Source organism: Pilosibacter sp. YYHA0881, assembly GCF_051602715.1.
Taxonomy (GTDB): domain Bacteria; phylum Bacillota; class Clostridia; order Lachnospirales; family Lachnospiraceae; genus Alitiscatomonas; species Alitiscatomonas aceti.
The window spans coordinates 119,489-141,149 of sequence record NZ_CP175657.1; the positions used below are offsets into that span (position 1 = coordinate 119,489).

Below are 21,661 nucleotides of genomic sequence, written 5' to 3' on the forward strand. Positions count from 1 at the left end.
GTGTAGGGGAAATATCCATCATTTTTTACAGAAAGCGAGTGACAGCCGATGGAGCTTACATTTAACGGACAGATCGAACCCGGGTACATAAAGGAAGTAAAGGATATCCTGGAAAACCGGGAATTTATGCAGCTGGGAGCGTTTTCCCATCACCAGAGTACATCCAGACTGATGCACAGCATCAATGTATCCTATATATCCTGGCATATAGCCAGAAAGCTGGGGTGCGATGCAAGAATGGCCGCCAGGGCCGGACTGCTTCACGATTTCTGCCTTTATGATTTCAGGGAAAAGCCTCCCACAGGCGGCTTCCAGGCCTTTTATCATCCCAGAGTCGCGGCTAGGAACAGCCAGGAGGTCTTTGGGATCAGTGAGCGCGAGAAAAGCGCGATCCTTTCCCATATGTTTCCTCTGGGGCCGGTGCCAAAGAACCGGGAGGCGTGGATCATTACCATGGCCGACAAGATCTGTGCATCCATGGAATACTGCCATATCTATATCGCCCTGGAGCGGGGCCGCCGGGTGGTGGTCGCCGCCAACAACTGATCGTTCCAGAACTTAGGATACCGCGGTACAAAGAGAACGGCCGTCACTAAAAATAGTGGCGGCCATTTCTTTTCCCCTATTTCTGAGTACTATATCATACCGCATCCGGGTATTCAAGGAATAAATTATTAAATTATCATGAAAAATGTCGGAGGCCATGCTATAATATGGGTAAAAATAACAGAAGGAGACAGATATGGAACAGTTTCTGATCGTATGCCCGCTGGTATTTCTGGCGGGATTTGTAGACTCCATTGCCGGAGGAGGGGGATTGATCTCATTCCCGGCGTATATGCTGGCCGGGGTTCCCGTCCATGTGATCCTGGGAACTTCAAAGCTGAGCGCCTTTCCGGGATCCATCGTTGCAGCCTTAAGATTTGCCAAGAGCGGCTATATCCGTTTTAAGCTGGCCCTTCCCTGGGCGGCTTCTGCGGCCCTGGGAGCTGTGGGAGGAGCCAGCCTGGCCCTTAAGACCGATGAAAAGCTGATCCGCTCGCTGATGGTGGTGGTGCTTCCGGTGGTGGCCTTTTATGTGCTGAAGAATAAAGAACTGGGCGGCGGGGAGGCTCCGGACCGATCCGAGGATCCGGACGGATTCCGCCGTATGTTTTTTACAGGCCTGGCTGTCTCCTTTCTGATCGGCGGATATGACGGCTTTTACGGTCCGGGGACAGGGACCTTCCTGATCCTCGTATTCACCGGCCTTTTGAAGCTGGGGACCAGAGATGCGGCCGGGATCTCCAAGGTGGTCAACCTGAGCGCAGATATCGGGGCCCTGGGGACGTTTTTTGTCGGCGGAAAGGTGGATTATGCCCTGGGGATCGCAGCGGCCCTTTTCTGCATGGCAGGCAGCTACTTTGGAGCGGGGCTCGTGGTCAACAACGGGCAGAAGATCGTAAGGCCTGTGGTCATGGGCGTGCTGGCTCTGCTGTTTGTGAAGATCCTGGCGGGGTGACGGCCGTTCCCTGTCCCGGCGGCAGGCCGTTTGCTCTCTTGTATTCGGGGACGATCTGTGATATGATATCATGTGACTTTTTAGCGGTTCTTAAAAGGAGCCGTTCTGAGACCGGAGGAAAAAAATATGAAGTGGAAAAAATTTACGCTGAAGACCACCACAGAGGCGGTGGACTATATCAGCAGTCTGTTTGATGAGATCGGGATCCAGGGCATTGAGATCGAGGACAACGTGCCTCTGACCGAGAGCGAGACCAAGGGAATGTTCATCGACATCCTGCCGGAACTGCCGCCGGACGACGGTACAGCCAGAGTGAGCTTTTATCTGGACGACGATGACGACGCGGAGGCCATCTTAAAAGAAGTGGATGAGGGGCTTTCTGAACTGCGCCAGTACGTGGAGATCGGTGAGGGGACCATCACAGCCTCTGAGACCGAGGACAAGGACTGGATCAACAACTGGAAGCAGTATTTCAAGCCGTTTACTGTGGATCACATCCTTATAAAGCCCACCTGGGAGGAGATCCCTGAGGAGCACAAGGACAAGCTTCTGATCCAGATCGACCCGGGAACGGCCTTTGGGACCGGAAAGCATGAGACCACCCAGCTCTGCATCCGCCAGCTGGAAAAATATGTGAAGCCGGGTGTGCGGATCCTGGATCTGGGCACCGGCAGCGGCATTCTCGGTATTACGGCCTTAAAGCTGGGAGCTGGTTCTGTATTCGGAACGGATCTGGACGAGAACGCCATTACCGCCGTCCATGAAAACCTGGAGGCCAACGGGATCCCGGAGGAGAAATTCGGAGTGGTCCAGGGAAATATCATCGATGAGAAGGAAGTCCAGGACGCTGCGGGATACGAGTGCTACGACATTGCCGTGGCCAATATCCTGGCTGATGTGATCATCATGATCCAGAAGGAGGTTCCGGTGCATCTGAAGCAGGGAGGGATCTTTATTACCTCCGGCATCATCGATATGAAGGAGCAGGCGGTCAGGGATGCGCTGTCCCAGAACGATGCCTTTGAGATCCTGGAGACCACCAGACAGGGAGAGTGGGTCTCCATCACAGCGAGGAAGCGGTAGTGTATCATTTTTTTACTGAAACAGAATTTTTTACAGAGTCTGAGGCCGTGATCACCGGGCCGGATGTGAACCATATAAAAAATGTGCTGCGGATGAAGCCGGGCGAGCAGATCCTTTTAAGCGACGGAAAGGGGACTAACTGCCTGTGTGAAATCGCGGAGATCGAAAGCAGCCGGGTCCTGGCGCGGATCCTGCCGGAGCCGGTGGAGGACACGGAGCTTCCGGTGGAAGTGACCCTGTACCAGGGCCTTCCCAAGGGCGATAAGATGGAATTCATCATCCAGAAATGTGTGGAACTGGGCGTCTCCCGGATCGTACCAGTGGAAATGGCCCGGTCGGTGGTAAAGCTGGATAAGAAGAAGGAAGAGGCAAAAAGGAAGCGCTGGCAGGGCATTTCCGAAAGCGCCGCCAAGCAGTCCAAAAGGATGATCGTTCCAGAGATCGGACCGGTCCTTTCTTATAAGGAAGCGGTGGCTGAGGCGGCTTCCATGGACCTGTTCCTCCTGCCCTATGAGGATTCTGAAAGCCTTTCGGGAGCCGGAGGCATGGAGCTTACCAGAAGCCTGATCGGAGGACTGGAGCCGGGAAAGAAATGCGCGGTGCTCATCGGTCCCGAGGGCGGCTTTTCCGATGGGGAAGTGGAGGCTGCCAGAAACGCCGGGGCCAGGACTGTGACCCTGGGAAAGCGGATCTTAAGGACCGAGACGGCGGGGCTTTTTGTGCTTTCAGCCGTGGGGCTTCTTTTGGAGGATTGATTTTTTAAATGGAAAACAGAAAAGAAGTATATTTTGACAATTCAGCCACGACCCGGGTCTTTGACAGTGTCCGGGACGTGATGGTGGAGGCCATGACCTCCGATTACGGCAATACCTCCTCCAGACATATGAAGGGCGTGGAGGCGGAACGGTACATCCGGGAGGCCCGGGAGGAGATCGCAGGCTCCCTGAAGGTAAAGGAAAAGGAGATCGTTTTTACCTCCGGCGGAACGGAGTCCAACAATATGGCCCTCATTGGCGCCGCTATGGCTGCCAGAAGAAAGGGAAACCATCTGATCACCACCTGCATCGAGCATGCGTCCGTCTATAATACCATGAGCTTCCTGGAGGAGCAGGGCTTCCGGATCACCTATCTTCCGGTGGATCAGGACGGGATCGTATCCCTGGACGCCCTGCGGGAGGCCATCTGCGACGACACGATCCTGGTCTCCATCATGTATGTGAACAACGAAATGGGAGCCGTGGAGCCGGTGGCAGAGATCGGGAAGCTTATAAAGAGTATCCGTCCGGACATTTATTTCCATGTGGACGCCATCCAGGCCTACGGGAAATATGTGATCCGTCCCAAAAAAGAGGGCATCGATCTCATGTCCGTCAGCGGCCATAAGATCCACGGACCCAAGGGAGTGGGCTTTTTATATGTGGACGAAAAGGTCCGGATCAAGCCCATCATCTTTGGCGGCGGCCAGCAGAAGGGAATGCGCTCGGGGACAGAAAACGTTCCGGGCTGCGCCGGTCTGGGCATGGCTGTCAGGGAGATCTATAAGGACCATGACGAAAGGGTGGAGCGTCTGTACGCCTTAAAGGACCGTCTGGTCCAGGGGCTTTCCAGCCTGGAGGGGGTAACGGTCCACGGACGGACCGGCAGGGATTCGGCCCCCCAGATCGTCAGCGCCGGCTTTGAGGGCGTAAGGGCAGAGGTGCTTTTACATGCCCTGGAGGACCGGGGGATCTACGTTTCCTCCGGCTCTGCCTGCTCCTCCAATCATCCGGGGGTCTCCGGAACCCTGAGAGGGATCGGAGTCAGGGAATCCCTGCTGGATTCCACCCTGCGTTTTTCCTTTGGCGTGTTCAACACGGAGGACGAGGTGGATTACTGTCTGGAGGTCCTGCGGGAGCTCCTTCCAGTGCTCCGCAGATACCGGAGGGCTTAAGAGCCAGAAGAACAGAAAATCAGATTTACAGAACAGAAGGAGAAATATGAATTACAGATCCTTTCTTATTAAATATGCAGAGATCGGCGTCAAGGGAAAGAACCGTTATCTTTTTGAGGACGCCCTGGTAAAGCAGATCCACCACCGGCTGAAGCGGCTGGAGGGCGGCTTTACAGTAACAAAGGAAGCCGGGCGTATTTACGCCGAGGCCAGTGAAGCCTTTGATTTTGACGAGGTGGTAAACGCCCTGCAGCACGTGTTCGGAATCGTGGGCATCTGCCCCATGCTGCAGATCGAGGACAACGGCTATGAAGATCTGAAGGCCCAGGTGGTGCGGTACATCGGCGAGGCCTATGAAAACAAAAACTTTACCTTTAAGGTGGTGGCCCGCCGGGGAAACAAGCAGTATCCGGTGGTGTCTGACCAGATCAACAGGGACCTGGGCGAGGTGATCTTAAACGCGTATCCGGAGACCCGGGTGGACGTGCATAACCCGGACGTTCTCCTGCGGGTGGAGGTGCGCCATAAGATCAATATCTTTTCCGAGACCATCCCTGGTCCCGGGGGAATGCCCATCGGAACGGCCGGGAAGGCCATGCTCCTGCTTTCCGGCGGCATTGACAGTCCGGTGGCAGGGTACATGGTGGCCAAGCGCGGCGTGACCCTGGAGGCGACCTATTTCCATGCGCCGCCCTATACCAGCGAGCGGGCCAAGCAGAAGGTGGTGGACCTGGCGAAGCTGGTGGCAAAGTACACGGGCCCCATTAAGCTGAATGTGGTGAATTTCACCGATATCCAGCTTTATATCTATGACCAGTGCCCCCATGATGAGCTGACCATCATCATGCGCCGCTATATGATGCGGATCGCGGAAGCCATTGCAAAAGAGTCCGACTGCCTGGCATTGATCACCGGCGAGAGCATCGGCCAGGTGGCTTCCCAGACGTTACAGTCCTTAGGTGTGACCAACGCAGTCTGCGAACTTCCGGTGATGCGGCCGCTGATCGCCTTTGACAAGCAGGATATCGTGGATATTTCCTTAAAGATCGACACCTATGAGACCTCTGTCCTCCCCTATGAGGACTGCTGCACGATTTTCGTGGCCAAGCATCCGGTGACAAAGCCGAACCTTAAGAGGATCGAGATGTCAGAGACAAAGCTTTCTGAAAAGATCGATGAAATGGTGAAGACGGCCATTGAGACCAGGGAAGTGATCCGCTGTATTTAAAACAAAAACTGCCCGGAGCGGACCGCTTCCGGGCAGACTTTAAAGGGCTTATGATTCCACGATATACGGGGCCAGTACGGTAAGGATCTCCTCAGCGTCTCCCTCCGCGTGGATATTTAAGTCGATGGGTCTGGAAAGATCCAGGCTGAAGATGCCCATGATGGATTTGGCATCGATCACATAGCGGCCGGAGATCAGGTCGAAATCGGTATCAAACTTCGTCAGGTCGTTTACAAAAGACTTAACTTTATCGATGGAGTTCAAAGAAATTTTAACGGTTTTCATGTTAAAGTCCTCCCAGTTCATTATATAGATAAATTACGTTCTTATATTCATACTAAATGGACATCCCGCAAAAGTCAAGAGCCAGATTGCATGAAAATCGGGAATGCATGATTGAATTTAGACAGGAGAGAAGAAAATGAGAAAAGCTGCACTCCATAACCTGGGCTGCAAGGTCAATTCCTATGAGACAGAGGCCATGCAGCAGCTTTTAGAGGCTGCCGGCTACCAGATCGTGGATTTTGAGGAAAAGGCTGACGTTTATATCATCAACACCTGCTCCGTCACCAATGTGGCGGATAAAAAATCCCGCCAGATGCTCCACCGGGCCAAGGCGAAAAATCCGGAAGCCCTTGTGGTGGCTGCGGGCTGCTATGCCCAGGCGGCTGGAGAAAAGCTCCTGGATGATACGGCCATCGACCTGGTCATCGGAAATAATAAGAAGGCGGAGCTGGTGCAGCTTCTGGAGGAGCGGCTGGCTGGACGGGAGCCCCAGGACGCGGTCATCGATATTTCCGCAGCCCAGGAATATGAAGCGCTCCACATTGAACGCCAGGCAGACCATACCAGGGCCTTTATCAAGGTGCAGGACGGATGCAACCAGTTCTGCAGCTATTGTATCATTCCCTACACCCGGGGACGGGTCAGGAGCCGCCGGCCGGAGGATGTGGAAGAGGAGGTTAGGACCCTGGCAGAAAAGGGATACCAGGAGATCGTCTTAACAGGCATTCACTTAAGCTCCTATGGCACAGACTTTAAGGAGGAGCCCCAGGACCTTCTGGAGCTGACAAAGCGGCTCCACCAGATCCCTGGCGTGAAGCGGATCCGGTTCGGTTCCCTGGAGCCCAGGCTGATCACCGAGGAATTTGTACGGGAGCTCTCTGCCATGGAAAAGATCTGCCCCCACTTCCATTTATCCCTGCAGAGCGGCTGCGACGCTACCTTAAAGCGCATGAACCGCCACTATACCTGTGAGGACTATTTATACCGGTGCGGGATCTTAAGAAAATATTTCAGGGATCCGGCCATTACCACTGACGTGATCGTGGGCTTTCCGGGAGAGACAGATGAGGAATTTGCAGAGACAAAGAAATTCCTGGAAACGGTCCATTTTTACGAGATGCATGTATTCAAATATTCGAGACGGGCGGGGACCCGGGCGGACCGGATGCCGGACCAGGTGCCGGAGCCGGTAAAGACGAAGCGGAGCGCAGAGCTTCTGGCCCTGGAGAAGGAGATGTCAAAGGCGTACCGGGCCTCCTTCCTGGGAAGGGAGACGGAGGTCCTTATGGAGGAGCCTGTGGAGATAGGCGGAGCCCGGTACATGGTGGGCCATACAAAGGAATATGTAAAGGCCGCTGTGCCGGAAGCTGGCGGAAAAAACTGCTTTGTCCGGGGAGTGTTAAAAGAATTCCTGACAGATGAGATCATTTATCTTGCAGAAAATCCGGATTTGGGGTAAAATAAGGAATAGCAACTAAAGGACGTGAGGACATTTATGGGCGATATCAGCAACACACAGTATTTCAGGGCAGTACAGGAAGAAAAGAAGATGGAGGTCAGCCAGGTCCTTCGGGAGGTTTACGAGGCTCTGACTGAAAAGGGATATAACCCCATCAACCAGATCGTAGGCTATATCATGTCTGGAGATCCGACGTATATCACCAGTCATAAAAGCGCCAGAAGCCTGATCATGAAGGTGGAGCGGGACGAGATCTTAGAGGAATTGATGGAAAATTACATCAATACGAGACTGAAATAGACAAAATGGCGGAAGCCAGAAAAGAACCATAGGGGGAAAGCGGCAGAACAGTTGGGGGATATGGGGCCAGCTGATTTTGTCGTGGAGAAAATGAGGATACTTGGACTTGATTTCGGATCCAGGACCGTGGGGGTGGCCGTAAGCGATGAGCTGCTTTTAACGGCCCAGGGACTGGAGACCATCGAACGGAAAGATGAGAATAAGCTGAGAAAGACCTGCGCCAGGATCGAGGAGATCATAAAGGAATACGGCGTGGAGGAGATCGTGCTGGGACTCCCGAAAAATATGAACAATACCGAGGGAGACCGGGTGGAGAAAACAAAGGAATTTAAAGAGATGCTGGAGCGCCGGACCGGGCTTCTGGTGACGCTCTGGGATGAGCGCCTTACGACAGTTGCTGCAGAAAAGGTCTTGATGGAATCCGGGGTACGGAGAGAGAACAGGAAAGCCGTCATCGACAAGGTGGCTGCCTGTTTGATCCTCCAGGGGTATCTGGATCACCATGGCCGGACCGTTACGAAATAGGAGAGAAAAAATGGAAGAAAGAAAGATCACGCTGGTGGACGACGAGCAGACCCTGGAATTTTACGTGCTGGAAGAGACAAAATTAAACGGATCAGATTATCTGCTGGTGACGGACGCCGAGGATGAGGAGGAAGAGGCCGACTGCTATATCTTAAAGGATATGTCCAGGGAGGGAGAGGCCGACGCTCTTTATGAATTTGTGGAGGATGAAGCGGAGTTAGAGGGCCTTATGAAGATCTTTGAGGAGCTTCTGGACGACGTGGACATTGAGACAAAGGAATAGGAAGTTATTTCATGAACGAAGAAAAGGTAAAGGATCTTTTGCGGGAAAAGGGGCTTAAGGTTACCAGCCAGCGGCTCATGGTCTTAAATATCCTGAGTGCCCACGGGGACGAGCACCTGACGGTGGAGGAGATCTATGACCTGGCAAAAGAGGAAAGCCCGGAGATCGGGCTTGCAACCATATACAGGACCGTACAGGTCCTTCTGGAACTGCATGTGATCGAAAAGGTCACCTTTGACGACGGTTTCGCCCGGTATGAGCTGAACGGAGAAGAGACGGGATCGGGCCACCGCCATCACCATGCCATCTGTACCCAGTGCGGGAAGGTGTATTCCCTGGAGACGGATCTTCTGGACACTTTGGAAAAGCAGGTGTTCGAGAGTCTGGGCTTTGAGGTTACGGACCATGAGGTAAAGCTGTATGGCCTTTGCAGCGCGTGCAGAAGAAAAGCGCAGAACGCAATGGAGGTTAAAACTTGAAGAACGCAAACAAAGACAATAAGAACTGCAAAGTAAAGATCATCCCCCTGGGAGGTCTGGAGCAGATCGGAATGAACATGACTGCCATCGAATATGAGGACAGCATCATCGTCATGGACTGCGGCCTGGCCTTCCCCAGCGATGATATGCTGGGCATTGACCTGGTGATCCCGGACGTGACGTATCTGACGGACAATATTGACAAAGTAAAGGGCTTTGTGATCACCCATGGACACGAGGACCATATCGGAGCCATCCCCTATGTGCTTAAAATGGTCAACGCTCCGGTCTACGGGACAAAATTGACCATCGGGCTCATTGACCATAAATTAAAAGAACACAATATGCTGAAAAACGTGAAGCGCAAGGTGGTAAAGCACGGCCAGTCCGTGAACCTGGGCTGCTTCCGTGTGGAATTTATCAAGATGAACCACAGCATCGAGGACGCCGCAGCCCTGGCAGTATTTACGCCGGCAGGCATCCTTTTAAATACCGGAGACTTTAAGATCGACTATACACCTGTATTTGGAGACGTGACAGATCTCCAGAGGCTGGCGGAGCTGGGGAAAAAGGGCGTTTTAGCCCTTATGTGCGATTCCACCAACGCCATCAGAAAGGGCTTCACCATGTCCGAGCGGACTGTGGGAAAGACCTTTGACGCGATCTTTGCAGAGCACACCCAGAACCGGATCATCGTGGCGACCTTCGCTTCCAACGTGGACCGGGTGCAGCAGGTTATCAACTCAGCCTGCAAGTACGGAAGAAAGGTGGTCATCGAGGGCCGCAGCATGGTGAACGTCATCGGGACGGCCCAGGAGCTGGGATACATCAACATCCCCGACGGCACGCTCATCGATATCGAGCAGTTAAAGAATTATAAGGAAGAGGACACGGTGCTCATCACCACAGGAAGCCAGGGAGAGTCCATGGCGGCCTTATCCAGAATGGCCTCCTCCCTGCACCGGAAGGTGTCCATCACACCGAGAGACGTGGTGATCTTAAGCTCCACGCCCATTCCGGGAAATGAAAAGGCAGTGGCAAGGGTCATCAACGAGCTTTCCATGAAGGGAGCGAAGGTGATCTCCCAGGATACCCATGTATCGGGCCATGCCTGCCAGGAGGAGATCAAGCTGATCTATTCCCTGGTGCATCCCAAATATGCCATCCCCATCCATGGTGAATTCCGCCACAGGATGGCCCAGAAGGAACTGGCAGAATCCCTGGGGATCCCCAAGGAAAACATCATGATGCTCCATACGGGCGATGTGCTGGAGATCGGCGAGGAGAGCGCCCAGGTCATCGACCATGTCCAGTCCGGCGGTGTCCTGGTGGACGGCCTTGGAGTGGGAGATGTGGGAAACATCGTTTTAAGAGACCGCCAGAACCTGGCCCAGAACGGGATCATCATCGTGGTGCTGACCCTGGAGAAATACTCCAACCAGCTGCTTTCCGGACCGGATATCGTGTCCAGGGGCTTCGTTTATGTGCGGGAGTCTGAGGACCTGATGGAGGAGGCCCAGGCCATTGTGGACCATGCCGTGGCTGACTGCCTGGAGCGGCACGTTTCCGACTGGGGCAAGATCAAGAACATCATCCGCGACAGCTTAAGCGATTTCTTATGGAAGCGGATCAAGAGAAACCCGATGATCCTTCCGATCATCATGGAAGTATAACGACCGTCCCAAAGGACGGGACAAAGGAGCCGTATGAGCAAACTGACAAAGGAAATCAATAAGATCAGCCTGGCTGTCATCGGCATTTCCGGCCGCCTTGTGTTTTACGCCCTGGTGCTGGTGCTTCTGGTGCTGGGCGTCAGAAAAACGTATGAATTCGGCCATGATATTTTCTATGCCCCGGGAATGGAAGCACTCCCGGGGACGGAAAAGACTGTGACCCTGGACGGTACAGAGTCGGTGGCGGACGTGGGAAAGCTCCTGGAGGATGCCGGTCTGATCCGGGACCATGTGGCCTTTTCCATCCAGGCAAAATGCTACGATTATGAGGTGAAAAAGGGAAGCTTTTCCCTGAATACCTCCCAGAGCTCCAAGGAGATCATCAATATTTTGGACGAGGAGACGAAAAAGGAGTAATGATCACTGACAGCAGGATCACAGATTATATCAATTCCCTGGATCCAGGAGACGGGGAGCTGTGCGACGGGATCGCCAGGGAGGCGGTCCGGTCCGGCGTGCCCATCGTCCGGCGGGAGACGGCGGCTCTTATAAAGACCATGCTCGCTTTAAAGAAGCCGGAGCGGATCCTGGAGGTGGGAACGGCTGTGGGCTATTCGGCTCTTTTAATGGCCCGGTCCATGCCGGAAACGGCACACATTACCACCATAGAAAAATACGAAAAGCGCATCCCCATTGCCCGTGAAAACTTTAAAAGGGCGGGGATGGAGGAAAAGATCACGCTGCTGGAGGGGGACGCGGGAGAGATCCTGGGATCCCTTTCCGGCTCCTTTGATTTTATCTTCATGGATGCGGCCAAGGGCCAGTACGTCCACTGGCTGCCGGACGCCTTAAGACTTCTGGCCCCCGGCGGACTTTTAATGTCCGACAATGTGCTCCAGGATGGGACCATTGTGGAGTCCAGGTACGCGGTGGAGCGCCGGGACCGGACCATCCATGTCCGGATGCGGGAATACCTTTATACTTTAAAACATATGAAAAATCTGGAGACCGCCATCCTCCCCATCGGGGACGGGGTGGCCCTAAGCGTCCGGAAAGAAAGGGAAGACTCATGAGAAAGACTGAGCTTTTGATCCCGGCGGGAAGCCTGGATGTATTAAAGACTGCTGTGATCTATGGAGCCGACGCCGTTTATCTTGGAGGCGAGGCCTTTGGACTCCGGGCGAAGGCTAAAAATTTTACAAATGAAGAGATCCGGGAAGGGATCGCCTTTGCCCATGAGCGGGGCGTGAAGGTGTACATCACAGCCAATATCTTCGCCCATAACGACGATCTTCCGGGAGTGGAGGAATATTTTAAAGAGTTGGGGGAGATCGGCCCGGACGCTCTGATCATTTCCGATCCAGGCGTGTTTATGACTGCAAAGCGGATCCTGCCGGAGATGGAGATCCATATCAGTACCCAGGCCAATAATACCAACTACGGGACCTACCAGTTCTGGTATGGGCTGGGAGCGAAGCGTGTGGTATCGGCCAGGGAGCTTTCCCTAAAGGAGATCCGGGAGATCCGGGACCATATCCCCGAGGATATGGAGATCGAAAGCTTTATTCACGGGGCCATGTGCATCTCTTATTCCGGAAGGTGCCTTTTAAGCAATTATTTTACCGGCCGGGACGCCAACCAGGGAGCCTGTACCCATCCCTGCCGGTGGAAGTATTCAGTGGTGGAGGAGACCCGGCCCGGCGAATACATGCCGGTCTATGAAAACGACAGGGGAACCTTTATTTTTAACTCCAAGGATCTCTGTATGATCGAGCACGTTCCGGAGATGATCGAAGCCGGCATCGACAGCTTTAAGATCGAGGGGCGCATGAAAACGGCCCTGTATGTGGCCACCGTGGCCAGAACATACCGGAAGGCCATCGATGATTATCTGGAAAGTCCGGAGAAATACCGGGAAAATCTGGAGTGGTACCGGGAGGAGATCGGAAAATGCACCTACCGGGAATTTACCACGGGCTTTTATTTCGGAAAGCCTGGAAGCGACACCCAGATCTATGACAGCAGCACCTATGTGAAAAACTATACCTATCTGGGGACTGTGGAGGAAACGGATGGACGCGGCTTGGGGCGGATCGAGCAGAAGAACAAGTTTTCCGTGGGAGAGACCATTGAGATCATGAAGCCCGACGGCCGGAACGTGGAGGTGACGGTGAAGGGGATCTTCCGGGAAGACGGGGAAAGCCAGGAAAGCGCTCCCCATCCGCAGCAGGTGCTCTTCATCGACCTGGACGGCCAGGCAGAGCCGTATGATATCTTAAGAAAAAGAGAAGACTAAGGGGAAGGGAGCGGGGCCATGGAATTTCTATTTTGGTTTTTTGGCGTATTCTGCCTGACATATTACGGGGTGATCGTCTGCTATTCCGGGCCGTCCACCTCCTTCGCACCGATCTGGCTGGTGCTGTCCGCCTGTCTTTTTATCATTGCGACGGTGGTACACTTTTACGACAGGTTCCGGGACCGGATCTCGCTGCGCCTGGAGGTTTCGGCGGTGACGGCCCTGACTGCCATTTTTGTGGTCTTTGTGTGTGTGGAGATCGCCATGGGGGTCAACTTCTTTTCCCTGGATAAGCAGAGCGCCGATTACGTCATCGTCCTGGGCGCACAGGTGCGGGGAAAGACTCTGAGCAGAACCCTGGAGTACCGTCTGGAAAAAGCCCTGGAATACGCCAGGGTCCATCCAAACACCGTTCTGGTGCTGTCCGGCGGTCAAGGGGCAGGCGAGGAGATGACAGAGGCGGAGGCCATGTACGAATATCTCAAGGCCCACGGCATCCCCGAATCCCAGATGCTTCTGGAGGAGCAGTCTGCCAGCACCTACGAAAATCTGGTATACAGCAAGCTCCTGATCCAGGAACGGGAAGCAAAAAGACGCCAGACCATCCGGGACGTGATGGCAGCGTCGGGCTATCTGTCCCCTCCCGACGAGGAGGTATCCATCCGCGTGGGGATCATAACCAGCAACTTCCACGTACTCCGGGCCAAGGCCATAGCCAGAAAGACCGGCATCCCCGGCATCACCGGCATCGCCGCCAAATCCGACCCGGTGCTGTTTTTACACTTCTCCGTCCGGGAATGCTTCGCGATTCTAAAAGATAAATTTGTGGGAAATATGTAGATACAAGGGGATCAAGGCCGGAAAGCCCCGGCGCAGGCATGCCTGCAGAGGGGGTTCCGGCCTTGAGACCCGCCCAGAACATGAATAAGGAGCCATTTTTCGGAGAAAAATGAGCGGATTATGAATGTTCTGGAAGGGCTGTGGAGCGCGCACGCGCGCAGCAGCCCTGTATCGTCATCGCCGGGCCAGTCTCCCCCGGAAAGCCCCGGCGCAGGCTCGCCTGCAGAGGGGATTCCGGCCTTGAGACCCGCCCAGTATCGTCCCCGCCGGCCCAGTTTCCCATCCCGGCCCCCCGCCGTCCCCCTATATCTGCAATCGTAATCGTAATAGAAAGGAAGAAATCAATATGCACAGTCAGCGTAAGGAGATCGGAAGCCTGTCCGCATACAGAGTCCTGGATGCAAGAGAGATCCGGGAACTGAATTCAGAGGGCTTCGTTTTAGAGCATAAAAAAACGGGAGCCAGACTGTTCCTCATGAGCACCGACGACGAAAACAAGGTGTTCTGCGTGGGCTTCCGCACACCGCCGGGAGACAGCACAGGCGTTCCCCATATCCTGGAGCACAGCGTCCTCTGCGGTTCAGAAAAATTCCCGGTGAAGGACCCCTTTGTGGAACTGGTGAAGGGTTCCATGAACACGTTTTTAAACGCCATGACCTATCCGGACAAGACTGTGTATCCCATTGCCAGCTGCAACGACAGGGATTTCCAGAACCTGATGGACGTCTATATGGATGCAGTCTTAAATCCCAGGATCGGAAAAGAGAAAAAGATCTTCATGCAGGAGGGCTGGCATTACGAGCTTTCAGAGCCGGACGGTGAGCTGACCTATAACGGAGTGGTTTACAATGAGATGAAAGGAGAATTTTCCTCGCCCGAAAGTCTTCTGGACCGGTATACCAAGGCTGCCATGTTCCCGGACACCTGCTATGGATTTGAGTCCGGCGGCGATCCCGAGGCCATCGTGAACCTGACCTACGAGGACTACCTGGCCTTCTATAAAAAATATTACCACCCCTCCAACAGCTTCATCTACCTTTACGGCGACATGGACATGGCGGAAAAGCTGGAGTGGCTGGACCGGGAATACCTGGGAAAATACGAGAGAGAAGAGGTGGATTCTGAGATCCAGATCCAGAAGGCCTTTAAGGAGCCGGTGGAGCAGGAGTATTTTTACTCTGTGTCAGAAACCGACGACGTGGAGAACGCGGTTTACCTTTCCTTAAGCACCCAGGCAGGAAACGAGCTTTCCCCCCGGGAATATATTGCTTTCCAGGTACTGGAGTATGTGCTCCTGGACGCTCCGGCGGCGCCCTTAAAGAAGGCGCTTCTGGACGCGGGGATCGGCGACGACATCATGGGCGGCTATGACAACGGGATCCTCCAGCCGTATTTCACTGTGGCGGCCAAGAACGCCAGAAAAGACCAGAAGGGAGAATTCCTGGCGGTGGTCAAGGGGACCCTGCGGAAGCTGGCCCTGGGAGGCCTGGATGAAAAGAGCCTGCGGGCCGGCATCAACCTGTATGAATTCCAGTACAGGGAGGCAGATTTCGGGTCTGCACCCAAGGGCCTCATGTACGGCCTCCAGTGTCTGGACAGCTGGCTTTACGGCGGCGATCCCATGATGCATCTGGAGTATGAGGAGACCTTCAAGGCCCTGAAAGAGGGAGCGGGAAACGGATATTTTGAGGGTCTCATAAAGAAATATCTTCTGGATAATCCCTATGAGGCTCTGGTGATCTTAAGCCCGGAGCGGAACATGACCGCCAGGCTGGAGGCGGAAACGGCAGAAAAGCTGGCAGAATATAAGGCGGGGCTTTCCCACGACGAGATCCTGGACCTGGTGCGGCAGACGAAGGAATTAAAGGAATACCAGGATACGCCCTCCACAAAGGAGGAGCTGGAGCTGATCCCCCTTCTTGGCCGGTCGGATATGGAGCCGGAGGCGGCGAAGCTGATCTTTTCTGAGACGGAGGTGGATGGGATCACAGTGGTCCGCCACGATACATTTACCTCGGGCATCGGATATCTAAAGGTGCTTTTTGATACCAGCCGCGTTCCGGTACAGGATCTGCCCTATGTGGGGCTTTTAAAGGCTGTTCTGGGCTATGTGGATACCGCCCGCCATACCTACGGGGATCTGAGCAGCGAGATCTTTTTAAACAGCGGCAGCGTGAGCTTTTCTGTGACCGCCTTCCCGGATCTTAAAAACGGCGGCTTTACAGGACTGTTTGCGGCCAGCGTCCGGGTGCTTTATGAAAAACTGGACTTTGGCTTTGAGATCTTAAAGGAGATCCTTACAGAATCCATTCTGGAGGATGAAAAACGGCTGCGGGAGATCTTAAACGAGGTGAGATCCAAGAGCCAGATGCGGCTCATGAGTTCCGGCCATACGGCCGCTGTCTCCAGGGCCACCTCCTATTTTTCGGACGTTTCCTACTACAACGAGATCACAGCCGGCATCGATTATTTCCAGTCTGTGGAGCAGTGGGTACGGGAGTTTGACAGTAAAAAGGGAGAGATCATCGCAGGCCTTAAGAGAGTCATGGGGGCCCTTTTTACAAGGGACAACATGACGGTCAGCTACACGGCGGACGACCGGGGCTTTTCCTTCCTTCCGGAAGCCATGAAGAAGCTTTCCCAGGCATTGCCGGAGGGTGAGAAAAAGACGTATGCAGTGAAAGCGCCGGGGATCCGCCGGAACGAGGGCTTTACCTCCTCCTCCAAGGTCAATTACGTGGCCCGGTGCGGCAGCTTTACAGGAAGCGGCTATCCGTATACCGGAGTGCTCCGCCTCCTTAAGGTGGCGTTAAATTACGATTACCTCTGGATCAATCTCCGTGTCAAGGGCGGTGCCTATGGCTGTATGAGCGCCATCACCCGGTCCGGGGACGGGTATTTCGTATCCTACCGGGATCCCAATATGAAGGAGACCAACGATATCTACGAGGGGATCCCCGAATATCTGGAAAACTTCAATGCGGACGAGAGAGACATGACAAAATATGTGATCGGTACCATCAGTGAACTGGATACGCCGCTGACGCCGTCCCAGAAGGGAGCCAGGGGCCTGGCCGCCTGGTATTCCGGACTGACGGACGAGATGGTCCAGAAGGAGAGGGATGAGATCTTAAATGCCAGAGTAGAGGATGTGCGGGCCCTTTCCGGTATCGTGCGGGAGGTTTTAAAGACGGGTGCCCTCTGTGCCATTGGAAATGAAGAAAAGATCAAGGCGGATGCGGCCATGTTCGGCTCCATCCAGCCTCTGTATAACGGAACGGCGTCAGAAGACGGGCAGTAATGCCCGCCCTCCGGCGCTTTATGGGAGGAATTGAATGAACAAAAAATATAAATCCGGCTTTGTGACCCTGATCGGGCGGCCCAATGTGGGAAAATCCACGCTGATGAACCATCTGATCGGCCAGAAGATCGCCATTACCTCGGAAAAGCCCCAGACCACCAGGAACCGGATCCAGACGGTCTATACCGATGACCGGGGTCAGATCATTTTCCTGGATACGCCGGGGATCCACAAGGCGAAAAACAAGCTGGGAGAATATATGGTAAGCGTCGCCGAGCATACTTTAAAAGAGGTGGACGTGATCCTGTGGCTGGTGGAGCCGGGGACCTACATAGGAGCCGGAGAGCAGCACATCTTAAAGGTGCTGAACAAGGTGAAAACACCGGTGATCCTGGTGATCAACAAGATCGATACCGTAAAAAAGGATGAGATCATAAAGACCATGGACACCTATAAGGATGTGTACCGGTTTAAGGAGATCATCCCCGTATCGGCCATGAGAAAAACCAACACCGATACCCTGATCCGCACCCTGTTCCAGTATCTGCCGGAGGGCCCCCAGTATTATGACGAGGATACGGTCACAGACCAGCCCATGCGCCAGATCGCTGCGGAGCTGATCCGGGAGAAGGCGCTGCGTCTCATGTCCGACGAGATCCCCCATGGGATCGCTGTGGTCATCGAGCGCATGGAAGAGCGGGATAACGGGATCTTTGATATAGAGGCTACCATTGTCTGTGAACGGGAGTCCCACAAGGGGATCGTCATCGGCAAGGGCGGATCCATGCTGAAAAAGATCGGCACCGCGGCCCGGATCGAGATCGAGAATCTGATGGATGCAAAGGTAAACCTGCAGCTCTGGGTCAAGGTCCGCAGGGAATGGCGGGACAGCGAGCTTTATATGAAGAATTACGGGTATAACCCAAGGGATATCTAAATTGTCATGAGGGAACAGATAAGTGTCACCGGAATGGTCCTGATGGCCGCTCCGGTGGGGGAATATGACCGGAGGCTGGTGATCCTGACCCGCGGACGGGGAAAGATCACCGCCTTTGCCAGGGGAGTGAGACGGCCTGGGAACCAGCTTATGGCAGCGGCGGCCCCCTTTGTATTTGGAAAGTTTCTGCTGTACGAGGGTCGAGACGCCTATACCCTGGCGGGTGCGGAGGTGGAAAATTATTTCCGGGAGATCGCCGGGGATATGGAGGCAGCCTGCTATGGCTCCTATTTCCTGGAGCTGGCCGATTATTATGGAAGGGAAAATATAGACGCCACGGAGACGCTGCGGCTTTTATACCAGTCCCTGCGGGCTCTTTTAAAGCCGTCGGTCCCCAACCGTCTGGTAAAGCCCGTATATGAGCTGAAGCTCATGGAGATCAATGGAGAATACCGGGAGCTTCCCCTGGGCCGTCTCAATGATTCCACCCTGTACGCCTGGCAGTACGTCCTGGCCGCTCCGGTGGAGAGTCTGTATACATTCACCCTGACGGACCAGGTACTGGGAGAATTCGTCCGGTGCGTGGAGCAGAACAAGGAAAGATTTATTGATAAAACGTTCCATTCCCTTGACATTTTGAACGCAGTAATGGATAATGCTACGTAAGCACCAAGCTGCGGGGCCCGGCAAAGATCCATGCCATGGGGCCTGGAACAACTCAGGAGGTCTGAAAGATCCATGAACCGAATAAAAAATACATGTCTCTGCGCCCTGGCAGGGCTTGCCGTATTCTGTACGGCGGCCTGTACCCGCGGCCCGGCGCAGGCCTTTGAACCCACAGAGGACAGCCTGTACATCACCGGCAGCGGCCAGGTCACCAGCGCTGCCATAGAGACATACGAGAAGGACTATTACACAGAAGAAGGATTAAAGGCTTTTGTGGAAGAAAACCTGGCAGCCTTCAACCAGGACGCGGCCAGCTTGGCTGGGGACGGAGAGAAGGCCCCAGCGGTCTTAAATGCGTGTACACTGGCAGACGGGACTGCCTCCCTGCTCATAGACTTCTCTTCTCCGGCGGCCTATATGGAATTTATGGCCGCGTATCCGGATGAGGAGAGCGGAGTCCAGGTAAAGGCCCTGTCCATCCTTTCCATGGAAGAAGCAGAGCTTGGGGACGTATCCCTGACGGCTGCGGCAGGAAAGGAAAAGGGAACGGCCGTACCGGCGGACCAGGTCAAGAAAAAATCAAAGCTCCATGTGGCCGTGGTCGAGGGCCCGGCGCTTTTAGAGACCGACGGAGCCATCCAGTACATTTCCGACGGAGTGACGCTGACGGGAGAAAACGGGGCCAGGACCCCGGACGGAGGCGTGTCCTATATAATTTTTAAATAAGGAACATACAGGGCGCTGTCCTGAAAACAGAATGAAGAGGAGAGACGATATGGAAAAGACAATGGAAAAGATCGTAGCGCTTGCGAAATCCAGAGGCTTTGTTTACCCGGGATCCGAGATTTACGGAGGCCTTGCCAATACATGGGATTACGGCAACCTGGGCGTAGAGCTTAAGAACAATGTAAAGCGGGCCTGGTGGAAAAAATTCATCCAGGAAAGCCCCTATAACGTGGGTGTGGACTGCGCCATCTTAATGAACTCCCAGACATGGGTGGCTTCCGGCCATCTGGGAGGCTTCTCCGACCCCCTTATGGACTGTAAGGCATGTAAGGAGCGTTTCCGCGCCGATAAGCTGATCGAGGACTATATGGCAGAAAAGGGCATTGAGCCGGAGACAGGGATCGACGGCTGGACCCAGGAAGAGATGAAGAAGTATATCGACGACAACAACATCTGCTGTCCCAGCTGCGGAAAGCACGATTTCACCGATATCCGCCAGTTTAACTTAATGTTCAAGACCTTCCAGGGCGTGACCGAGGACGCCAAGAATACGGTATATCTCCGTCCGGAAACGGCACAGGGTATTTTCGTGAACTTCAAGAACGTCCAGAGAACCTCCAGAAAGAAGCTTCCCTTTGGTATCGGCCAGATCGGTAAGTCCTTCCGTAACGAGATCACTCCCGGAAACTTCACCTTCCGTACCAGAGAGTTTGAGCAGATGGAGCTGGAATTTTTCTGTAAGCCGGGAACGGATCTGGAGTGGTTCTCCTACTGGAAGCAGTTCTGTATCGACTGGCTGCGGAATTTAGGCATTAAAGACGACGAGCTGAGAGCCCGGGACCATTCCGCAGAGGAGCTCTGCTTTTACAGCAAGGCCACCACAGACCTGGAATTTTTATTCCCCTTCGGCTGGGGCGAGCTCTGGGGCATTGCAGACCGTACCGACTATGACCTGACCCAGCACCAGAACACCTCCGGTCAGGATATGACGTATTTTGACGACGAGAGCAGTGAGAAATATATTCCATATGTGATCGAGCCGTCTCTGGGAGCTGATCGTGTGACGCTGGCCTTCTTATGCTCCGCATATGATGAGGAAGAGATCGGCGAAGGCGACGTAAGGACCGTTCTCCACTTCCATCCGGCCATCGCTCCGGTGAAGGTGGGCGTGCTGCCCTTATCCAAAAAGCTCAACGAGGGCGCAGAGAAGGTGTACGCAGAGCTTTCCAAATATTATAACTGTGAGTTTGACGACAGAGGAAACATCGGAAAACGTTACAGAAGACAGGACGAGATCGGAACTCCGTTCTGCGTGACCTATGACTTTGATTCTGAAACCGACGGAGCCGTTACGGTCCGCGACCGGGATACTATGGAGCAGGTACGGGTACCCATTGCAGAGTTAAAGGCATATCTGGAAGAAAAATTTGAATTCTAAATACGGAAGCAGGGCTCAGAAATGCTTTTCGGGCATCCTGGACCTGGAGGATCCGTAGAGGAAAAGAGGCGGCTGAAGGCTTTTTAGCAGTTGGCAGCCTCTTTTCTTAGAAAGGAAGCAGAAAATGGAAATAAAGAATGTAGTTCTGGCATCTGCGTCTCCCAGAAGGAAGGAGCTGCTTTTGCAGATCGGGATCCAGCCGGAGATCGTGGTGAGCCACGTGGTGGAACGGGTCACCTCCAGCGTGCCATCGGAGGTGGTCATGGAGCTGGCGTCCCAGAAGGCGGCCGATGTGGCAGCCGGAAGGAAGGCCGGGGAGACTGTCATCGGCTCCGACACGGTGGTGGCCATAGACGGGAAGATCCTGGGAAAGCCAAAGACCCACGAAGAGGCCCGTGAGATGATCGGGATGCTGTCCGGCCGGGTCCACCAGGTGTACACTGGCGTCTGTGTGATCCTTAAGGGAGAAGACGGAAACGACTGTTCCAGGGTCTTTTTCGACAAGACCGATGTGGAGGTGTATCCTCTGACAGAGGAGGAGATCTTCCAGTACGCCATGTCCGAGGAACCCATGGACAAGGCCGGGGCCTACGGCGTCCAGGGCTTTTTTGCCAGGTATATCAAGGGGCTTAAGGGCTCCTATGCCAATGTCATGGGACTTCCTGTGAGCAGGCTGTATCAGGAACTGAAGGAATTAAACGGAATTTAAGG

23 protein-coding genes are annotated in these 21,661 nt (G+C 54.1%); 22 read left to right on the forward strand and 1 reads right to left on the reverse strand.

Annotated elements, in window-relative coordinates; all coding sequences use genetic code 11:
- Positions 1–48 precede the first annotated feature (48 nt).
- The 6 genes from ACI6NM_RS00555 (at position 49) to thiI (ending at position 5,742) form a co-directional block, all read left to right on the forward strand.
- The gene (locus ACI6NM_RS00555) at positions 49–546 is read left to right on the forward strand and encodes an HD domain-containing protein (RefSeq protein ID WP_022272567.1); all 498 of its coding nucleotides are present in this window, start codon (positions 49–51) and stop codon (positions 544–546) included.
- A gap of 196 nt (positions 547–742) precedes the next feature.
- Entirely contained in the window at positions 743–1,501 is a 759-nt protein-coding gene (locus ACI6NM_RS00560) for a sulfite exporter TauE/SafE family protein (RefSeq protein ID WP_158359123.1), read from the forward strand.
- A gap of 126 nt (positions 1,502–1,627) precedes the next feature.
- On the forward strand, positions 1,628–2,584 hold the full coding sequence (gene prmA, locus ACI6NM_RS00565; protein WP_022273722.1) for a 50S ribosomal protein L11 methyltransferase: 957 nt from the start codon (positions 1,628–1,630) through the stop codon (positions 2,582–2,584).
- Positions 2,584–3,339 (forward strand): 16S rRNA (uracil(1498)-N(3))-methyltransferase, encoded by a 756-nt coding sequence (locus tag ACI6NM_RS00570; RefSeq protein ID WP_262427509.1) that lies wholly within the window; start codon positions 2,584–2,586, stop codon positions 3,337–3,339. Before prmA ends, ACI6NM_RS00570 begins: the two co-directional genes overlap by 1 nt.
- Positions 3,340–3,347: 8 nt before the next feature.
- Positions 3,348–4,514, forward strand: a complete 1,167-nt coding sequence (locus ACI6NM_RS00575; RefSeq protein ID WP_215653612.1) for a cysteine desulfurase family protein — start codon at positions 3,348–3,350, stop codon at positions 4,512–4,514.
- A 46-nt stretch (positions 4,515–4,560) separates the two neighbouring features.
- The gene (gene thiI, locus ACI6NM_RS00580) at positions 4,561–5,742 is read left to right on the forward strand and encodes a tRNA uracil 4-sulfurtransferase ThiI (protein WP_022273718.1); all 1,182 of its coding nucleotides are present in this window, start codon (positions 4,561–4,563) and stop codon (positions 5,740–5,742) included.
- 48 nt (positions 5,743–5,790) lie between these two features.
- On the opposite strand, the gene ACI6NM_RS00585 is transcribed toward thiI, so the two are convergent.
- The gene (locus ACI6NM_RS00585) at positions 5,791–6,027 is read right to left on the reverse strand and encodes an HPr family phosphocarrier protein (RefSeq protein WP_022273717.1); all 237 of its coding nucleotides are present in this window, start codon (positions 6,025–6,027) and stop codon (positions 5,791–5,793) included.
- A gap of 136 nt (positions 6,028–6,163) precedes the next feature.
- Between ACI6NM_RS00585 and mtaB the strand changes: the two genes are divergently transcribed.
- The 16 genes from mtaB to ACI6NM_RS00665 all read left to right on the forward strand — a co-directional run bounded on the left by mtaB (position 6,164) and on the right by ACI6NM_RS00665 (position 21,659).
- On the forward strand, positions 6,164–7,486 hold the full coding sequence (gene mtaB / locus ACI6NM_RS00590; protein ID WP_262427510.1) for a tRNA (N(6)-L-threonylcarbamoyladenosine(37)-C(2))-methylthiotransferase MtaB: 1,323 nt from the start codon (positions 6,164–6,166) through the stop codon (positions 7,484–7,486).
- A gap of 36 nt (positions 7,487–7,522) precedes the next feature.
- On the forward strand, positions 7,523–7,786 hold the full coding sequence (locus ACI6NM_RS00595; protein WP_022273714.1) for an IreB family regulatory phosphoprotein: 264 nt from the start codon (positions 7,523–7,525) through the stop codon (positions 7,784–7,786).
- A gap of 90 nt (positions 7,787–7,876) precedes the next feature.
- Positions 7,877–8,311 (forward strand): Holliday junction resolvase RuvX, encoded by a 435-nt coding sequence (gene ruvX / locus ACI6NM_RS00600; RefSeq protein WP_215653610.1) that lies wholly within the window; start codon positions 7,877–7,879, stop codon positions 8,309–8,311.
- 10 nt (positions 8,312–8,321) lie between these two features.
- Entirely contained in the window at positions 8,322–8,594 is a 273-nt protein-coding gene (locus tag ACI6NM_RS00605) for a DUF1292 domain-containing protein (protein WP_022273712.1), read from the forward strand.
- 11 nt (positions 8,595–8,605) lie between these two features.
- The gene (locus ACI6NM_RS00610; RefSeq protein WP_022273711.1) at positions 8,606–9,073 is read left to right on the forward strand and encodes a Fur family transcriptional regulator; all 468 of its coding nucleotides are present in this window, start codon (positions 8,606–8,608) and stop codon (positions 9,071–9,073) included.
- Positions 9,070–10,746 (forward strand): ribonuclease J, encoded by a 1,677-nt coding sequence (locus tag ACI6NM_RS00615; protein ID WP_262427511.1) that lies wholly within the window; start codon positions 9,070–9,072, stop codon positions 10,744–10,746. The genes ACI6NM_RS00610 and ACI6NM_RS00615 overlap by 4 nt, the downstream gene beginning before the upstream one ends.
- Before the next feature lie 33 nt (positions 10,747–10,779).
- A complete protein-coding gene (locus tag ACI6NM_RS00620; protein WP_158359115.1) occupies positions 10,780–11,163 on the forward strand; it encodes an MltG/YceG/YrrL family protein in 384 nt (127 codons plus the stop codon).
- A complete protein-coding gene (locus tag ACI6NM_RS00625; RefSeq protein WP_022273708.1) occupies positions 11,163–11,819 on the forward strand; it encodes an O-methyltransferase in 657 nt (218 codons plus the stop codon). The genes ACI6NM_RS00620 and ACI6NM_RS00625 overlap by 1 nt, the downstream gene beginning before the upstream one ends.
- Entirely contained in the window at positions 11,816–13,042 is a 1,227-nt protein-coding gene (locus tag ACI6NM_RS00630; RefSeq protein WP_158359114.1) for a peptidase U32 family protein, read from the forward strand. Before ACI6NM_RS00625 ends, ACI6NM_RS00630 begins: the two co-directional genes overlap by 4 nt.
- Positions 13,043–13,060: 18 nt before the next feature.
- A complete protein-coding gene (locus ACI6NM_RS00635; RefSeq protein ID WP_262427512.1) occupies positions 13,061–13,882 on the forward strand; it encodes a YdcF family protein in 822 nt (273 codons plus the stop codon).
- Between the two features lie 346 nt (positions 13,883–14,228).
- The gene (locus ACI6NM_RS00640; RefSeq protein WP_262427513.1) at positions 14,229–17,183 is read left to right on the forward strand and encodes an insulinase family protein; all 2,955 of its coding nucleotides are present in this window, start codon (positions 14,229–14,231) and stop codon (positions 17,181–17,183) included.
- Between the two features lie 34 nt (positions 17,184–17,217).
- Entirely contained in the window at positions 17,218–18,120 is a 903-nt protein-coding gene (era, locus tag ACI6NM_RS00645; RefSeq protein ID WP_022273705.1) for a GTPase Era, read from the forward strand.
- Between the two features lie 6 nt (positions 18,121–18,126).
- The gene (recO, locus tag ACI6NM_RS00650; RefSeq protein ID WP_262427514.1) at positions 18,127–18,786 is read left to right on the forward strand and encodes a DNA repair protein RecO; all 660 of its coding nucleotides are present in this window, start codon (positions 18,127–18,129) and stop codon (positions 18,784–18,786) included.
- 72 nt (positions 18,787–18,858) lie between these two features.
- Positions 18,859–19,512, forward strand: coding sequence for a hypothetical protein (locus tag ACI6NM_RS00655; protein ID WP_262427515.1), 654 nt, complete (start codon positions 18,859–18,861; stop codon positions 19,510–19,512).
- Positions 19,513–19,561: 49 nt separating this feature from the next.
- Entirely contained in the window at positions 19,562–20,950 is a 1,389-nt protein-coding gene (locus ACI6NM_RS00660; protein ID WP_022273702.1) for a glycine--tRNA ligase, read from the forward strand.
- A 130-nt stretch (positions 20,951–21,080) separates the two neighbouring features.
- Positions 21,081–21,659: a Maf family protein gene (locus ACI6NM_RS00665; protein ID WP_334299771.1), complete on the forward strand. Its 579-nt coding sequence runs from the start codon at positions 21,081–21,083 to the stop codon at positions 21,657–21,659.
- The last annotated feature ends 2 nt before the right edge of the window (positions 21,660–21,661 follow it).

Bases quoted from the DNA above. Each gene is read 5' to 3' on its own strand.
- ACI6NM_RS00625 (WP_022273708.1), top strand. From the start codon at position 11,163: ATGATCACTGACAGCAGGATCACAGATTATATCAATTCCCTGGATCCA.
- ACI6NM_RS00595 (WP_022273714.1), top strand. From the start codon at position 7,523: ATGGGCGATATCAGCAACACACAGTATTTCAGGGCAGTACAGGAAGAA.
- ACI6NM_RS00640 (WP_262427513.1), top strand. From the start codon at position 14,229: ATGCACAGTCAGCGTAAGGAGATCGGAAGCCTGTCCGCATACAGAGTC.
- ruvX (WP_215653610.1), top strand. From the start codon at position 7,877: ATGAGGATACTTGGACTTGATTTCGGATCCAGGACCGTGGGGGTGGCC.
- ACI6NM_RS00555 (WP_022272567.1), top strand. From the start codon at position 49: ATGGAGCTTACATTTAACGGACAGATCGAACCCGGGTACATAAAGGAA.
- ACI6NM_RS00630 (WP_158359114.1), top strand. From the start codon at position 11,816: ATGAGAAAGACTGAGCTTTTGATCCCGGCGGGAAGCCTGGATGTATTA.
- ACI6NM_RS00635 (WP_262427512.1), top strand. From the start codon at position 13,061: ATGGAATTTCTATTTTGGTTTTTTGGCGTATTCTGCCTGACATATTAC.
- ACI6NM_RS00610 (WP_022273711.1), top strand. From the start codon at position 8,606: ATGAACGAAGAAAAGGTAAAGGATCTTTTGCGGGAAAAGGGGCTTAAG.
- ACI6NM_RS00605 (WP_022273712.1), top strand. From the start codon at position 8,322: ATGGAAGAAAGAAAGATCACGCTGGTGGACGACGAGCAGACCCTGGAA.
- thiI (WP_022273718.1), top strand. From the start codon at position 4,561: ATGAATTACAGATCCTTTCTTATTAAATATGCAGAGATCGGCGTCAAG.
- ACI6NM_RS00620 (WP_158359115.1), top strand. From the start codon at position 10,780: ATGAGCAAACTGACAAAGGAAATCAATAAGATCAGCCTGGCTGTCATC.
- ACI6NM_RS00660 (WP_022273702.1), top strand. From the start codon at position 19,562: ATGGAAAAGACAATGGAAAAGATCGTAGCGCTTGCGAAATCCAGAGGC.
- era (WP_022273705.1), top strand. From the start codon at position 17,218: ATGAACAAAAAATATAAATCCGGCTTTGTGACCCTGATCGGGCGGCCC.
- prmA (WP_022273722.1), top strand. From the start codon at position 1,628: ATGAAGTGGAAAAAATTTACGCTGAAGACCACCACAGAGGCGGTGGAC.
- ACI6NM_RS00655 (WP_262427515.1), top strand. From the start codon at position 18,859: ATGAACCGAATAAAAAATACATGTCTCTGCGCCCTGGCAGGGCTTGCC.
- ACI6NM_RS00560 (WP_158359123.1), top strand. From the start codon at position 743: ATGGAACAGTTTCTGATCGTATGCCCGCTGGTATTTCTGGCGGGATTT.
- ACI6NM_RS00585 (WP_022273717.1), bottom strand. From the start codon at position 6,027: ATGAAAACCGTTAAAATTTCTTTGAACTCCATCGATAAAGTTAAGTCT.
- ACI6NM_RS00575 (WP_215653612.1), top strand. From the start codon at position 3,348: ATGGAAAACAGAAAAGAAGTATATTTTGACAATTCAGCCACGACCCGG.
- mtaB (WP_262427510.1), top strand. From the start codon at position 6,164: ATGAGAAAAGCTGCACTCCATAACCTGGGCTGCAAGGTCAATTCCTAT.
- recO (WP_262427514.1), top strand. From the start codon at position 18,127: ATGAGGGAACAGATAAGTGTCACCGGAATGGTCCTGATGGCCGCTCCG.